The sequence below is a fragment of the uncultured Thiodictyon sp. genome, from assembly GCF_903828115.1.
In the GTDB taxonomy this organism is placed as follows: Bacteria; Pseudomonadota; Gammaproteobacteria; order Chromatiales; family Chromatiaceae; genus Thiodictyon.
Genome location: NZ_CAIKKU010000144.1, coordinates 1 through 3,886, shown reverse-complemented (window position 1 = coordinate 3,886; position 3,886 = coordinate 1). Strand labels below are relative to the sequence as shown.

Genomic DNA, 3,886 nt, shown 5'->3' with positions numbered 1-3,886 from the left:
TGTCGTTGTCGTAATCGAATAATCCGACCACGACCACGACCACGACAACGACAACGACAACGACAACGACAACGACAACGACGCCCGGTCCGTGAGAACGTCCGGCGGTCGTGGCAGTGTCCTACGGCCGAAATGTTGATCAAGGCCCGCCGGCCGACGGGCGGCAAGCGCGCCGGGTGTTGCACCGCGGCCCGGGAGTGCCTAGAATCCTCCTCCGACGCGGGTGTAGTTCAATGGTAGAACTTCAGCTTCCCAAGCTGATAGCGTGGGTTCGATTCCCATCACCCGCTCCATCTTCCCCCGCCCCTTGTCCTTAGGCCCGGCGATGCAGCGTCTCTACCAGGCCGCCGACCGGATCGAGGCGCAACTCCTGTTGGACCTGCTCGCGCGCCACCGGATCGACGCCGCGGTGTTCGGTGACTACCTGGCGGGCGCCGCCGGTCAACTACCCGCCGACATCCTCCCCACCCTGTGGCTGACCGACGAGCGTGACTTGGCGCGCGCCAGGCAACTGCTCACCGACTTCCTGAATCCGCCCCCCGCGGCCCCGGCCGCCGACTGGGACTGCCCGGCCTGCGGGGAGCAGGTCGAGGGCGATTTCGACCTGTGCTGGAACTGCGGGCGGGCGCGACCCTGATCCCAGACCAAAAGAGCGAATTTATCCGCTTCAAGATGCCGTCTGCGATCATCGATGTGTCGTCTTATTTGCGTTTATTTGCGTTTATTTGCGGACAAATGCTCTTCTTGTGCTAGCCGACGTGCCGCCCGAAGCCTTCTCCCAGCCCCTGCTCGACTGGTTCGACCACCACGGGCGCCGGGACCTGCCCTGGCAGCGCGAGCCCACGCCCTATCGGGTCTGGGTCTCCGAGATCATGCTCCAGCAGACCCAGGTCGCCGTCGTGATCCCCTATTTCGAGCGCTTCATGGCGCGCTTTCCAACGCTCGCCGAACTGGCCGCGGCCCCGCTCGATGCGGTCCTGGCGCACTGGTCGGGGCTCGGCTACTACGCCCGTGCCCGCCACCTGCACCGGGCCGCCGTGCTGATCCGCGAGCGCCACGGCGGGAATTTCCCGACCGCCATCACGAGTGTCGAGGCCCTGCCCGGGATCGGCCGTTCCACCGCCGGGGCCGTGCTCTCGCTGGCCCTGGGCCAGCGCCACCCCATCCTGGACGGCAACGTCAAGCGCGTCCTGGCGCGCTCTTTCGGGATCGCGGGCTGGCCCGGCCAGGCGGCGGTACAGGCCGAGCTGTGGCGGCTGGCGCAGCGGCTCACGCCCGCCCTGCGGGTGGACGCCTACAACCAGGCGTTGATGGACTTGGGCGCCACCCTCTGCACCCGCACCCGCCCGGCCTGCGAGCGCTGCCCGGTGGCGACCCCCTGCGTCGCCCGGCGCCAGGGACGCCAGGCGCAACTGCCCACACCCAAGCCATCCAGGCGCCTGCCGGAGCGCACGACCCTCATGATCCTGGCCCGCGACCCCCAGGGCGCCGTCCTGCTGGAGCGCCGCCCACCCACCGGCATCTGGGGCGGCCTCTGGAGCCTGCCGGAGACCGACCCCGGGCGGGACCCGGCCGATTGGTGCCGGGAGCGTACCGGCGCCGCACCCCTGCGCCTTGAAATGCACCCGCCGCGCCGTCACACCTTCAGCCACTTTGCGCTGGCCATGCGCATCGCCCAGGTCTGGACCCCGGCGGCCCCCATGGGCATCGCCGACACGGACCGGGAGGCCTGGTGGCAACCCGGCGCCCTGGCCGCCCTGGGCCTGCCGGCGCCGGTGCGGAGCATCCTCGCGGACCTGGCCCCGCCGGACCCCGAACAGACATCGCTACAGGAACAAATCAGATGAGCCGTACCCTTCACTGCATCAAGCTCGGCGCGGACGCCGAAGGCCTGGACCGCCAACCCTACCCCGGCGAACTGGGCAAGCGCATCTTCGAGCAGGTCTCCAAACCCGCCTGGGCCCAGTGGCTGCGCCACCAGACCATGCTGATCAATGAAAACCGCTTGAACCCCATGGACCCCAAGGCCCGCAAGTTCCTGGAAGAACAGATGGAGCGCTATTTCTTCGGCGACGGGGCCGAACTGCCCGAGGGGTATGTCCCGCCAACCAGTTGAACTGCCCCGCGCCGCGGAAGTCGCGCCCGGCCGGCGGGCGCAACCGGTTGCAACTGCGCGACAAGCATTCCCTAATGGACTTGTTTACCTTATCCGTGAACCCTTCCTAAGGTGCGGCAAGACCGTGGGCGAGCCTGGTACCCCGTTTCAGCTATTCTTGCGAGCCCCGAAGGGGCGTGATATACCAGCCCAGGGCAACGCCCTGGGATAGCGTTGTTTATTCGGCCTAGCCCTGAAAGGGCGGGACATAAGGAAACGCCGATTAAACCTAAGTTTGCGCTCTAAGATACTGCTTTTCTTAGCATCAGATCGGGTCCGGGCGATTTGATCAGCGTTTGTATAAGGATCCGCGCCATTATGTCACGCCCTTTCAGGGCTAAGTTCTGCGATAACCCGTACCCAGGGCGTTGCCCTGGGCTGGTATGTTCGACCCCGTTGGGGTCGATACTTGGTGCAGCGTCAGGGTTTCGCCATCCAGTGCAATCTCCTGTAGCGCTGTTTCCAGGTCCGGCGCTCGCCACGTCGGCGCCGCGGCGGCCGCCGGCCGTAACGACACCAGGAGGCCGGCGGCGACGCACAGCAGCAGGGCCAGGGTCATCTTGCTCAGCGTCGGCGCCATGGTGTCGTCGCTTGTGTTGGCGGGTCGCGCCCTTCAGGAGTCCAAGGCTTCAGCCTTGGTCCTGTGAACCCAAGGCTAACGGCCATGAAGGGAGTGTCCGACACCCCGGAACATGAAAGCCCCCGGCGGGAGGGGCTTTCACGGTAACCCGACTTACGCGCTTCTTCTCTGCGTCTCTGCGCCTCTGCGTGAGATTCTTAAGAGGTCTCACGCAGAAGAGGTCTCACGCAGAGGCGCAGAGGCGCAGAGGCGGTGACCCGCGACGCTCGGGTAACCCGCGAGGTCTCGTAGCGGCTGAAGCCGCTCCCACGGCATCGCTGCGCGACTTTCCCGGTAAAGCCATGGACTCCGGCCCGGGGCGGCCGCAACGATGATCAAGGCCCGACCGCCGGGCCGCGCCAGGATGCTCGGCGCGGAGCAGTTCGCGATAGAGTTGCCAATCAAAGCAAGGCCCCGGGTCCGTCTTACGGCCAGGGGCGATGTCGCTGTGACCGGCGATGCGCTCGGCCGTGATCGCCGGATAGCGCTCGAGGATGGCCCTGGTGCAGCGGGCGAGGGCGGCGTATTGCACGGGCGCAAAGGGTTCGGTATCCGTTCCTTCCAGTTCGATCCCGATGGAGAAGTCATTGCAGCGCGCGCGCCCGCCGAAACTGGAGCGGCCGGCGTGCCAGGCGCGGCGTCGGCAGGGGACGTATTGAATCAGGCCGCCGTCGCGCCGGATCAGGAGATGGGTGGAAACGGGACCGGCGGCCGCGGCAATGGCGAACCAGGGGTGGGCCGCGGGGTCGAGGCGGCCGAGAAAGAGGTCGTCGATGGCGCGGCCGCCGAACTCGCCCGGCGGCAGGCTGATATTGTGGATGACCAGGAGGTCGATAGGGGCGCCGTCCGGGCGGTCGTCGCAATGCGGCGATGGGCGGCGCGCGGCGCCCGCGAGCCAGCCGGCGGGATCGATGGCCATGGCCGGGGGGTCAATCGACGGGTCGGCGGGGCGATGCGGATTCATGTCGGGCGAGCGATCCCATTCATCGATTTGCGTTGCGTGGCCATTAGCCATTTCTCTCGTTGTCGTTGTCGTTGTCGTTGTCGTTGTCGTTGTCGTTGTCGAGTTTATCGTAGCGCCCTGGGTTCTCTCACACCCCAAAATTGCATCG

The 3,886-nt window shown here is 66.8% G+C and carries 4 protein-coding genes, 1 tRNA gene and 1 pseudogene; 4 read left to right on the top strand and 2 right to left on the bottom strand.

Going from position 1 to position 3,886, the window contains the following annotated elements:
• Positions 1-219 precede the first annotated feature (219 nt).
• The 4 genes from QZY48_RS05370 to QZY48_RS05355 all read left to right on the top strand — a co-directional run bounded on the left by QZY48_RS05370 (position 220) and on the right by QZY48_RS05355 (position 2,116).
• Positions 220-293: transfer RNA gene (locus QZY48_RS05370), tRNA-Gly, on the top strand.
• Positions 266-637 carry a DUF2007 domain-containing protein gene (locus QZY48_RS05365; protein WP_295428722.1) on the top strand — a complete coding sequence of 124 codons (372 nt, stop codon included), beginning with the start codon at positions 266-268 and terminating at the stop codon, positions 635-637. Before QZY48_RS05370 ends, QZY48_RS05365 begins: the two co-directional genes overlap by 28 nt.
• A 121-nt stretch (positions 638-758) precedes the next feature.
• On the top strand, positions 759-1,847 hold the full coding sequence (gene mutY, locus QZY48_RS05360; RefSeq protein WP_295428719.1) for an A/G-specific adenine glycosylase: 1,089 nt from the start codon (positions 759-761) through the stop codon (positions 1,845-1,847).
• Positions 1,844-2,116, top strand: coding sequence for an oxidative damage protection protein (locus QZY48_RS05355; RefSeq protein ID WP_295428716.1), 273 nt, complete (start codon positions 1,844-1,846; stop codon positions 2,114-2,116). Before mutY ends, QZY48_RS05355 begins: the two co-directional genes overlap by 4 nt.
• Before the next feature lie 376 nt (positions 2,117-2,492).
• Here QZY48_RS05355 and QZY48_RS05350 read toward each other — a convergent pair whose 3' ends face one another.
• Together QZY48_RS05350 and ampD are read right to left on the bottom strand one after the other, a co-directional pair.
• Positions 2,493-2,735, bottom strand: coding sequence for a hypothetical protein (locus QZY48_RS05350; RefSeq protein ID WP_295428713.1), 243 nt, complete (start codon positions 2,733-2,735; stop codon positions 2,493-2,495).
• 424 nt (positions 2,736-3,159) lie between these two features.
• Positions 3,160-3,693 (bottom strand): annotated as a pseudogene (gene ampD, locus QZY48_RS05345) (1,6-anhydro-N-acetylmuramyl-L-alanine amidase AmpD); the annotation flags it as partial.
• Between the last annotated feature and the right edge of the window lie 193 nt (positions 3,694-3,886).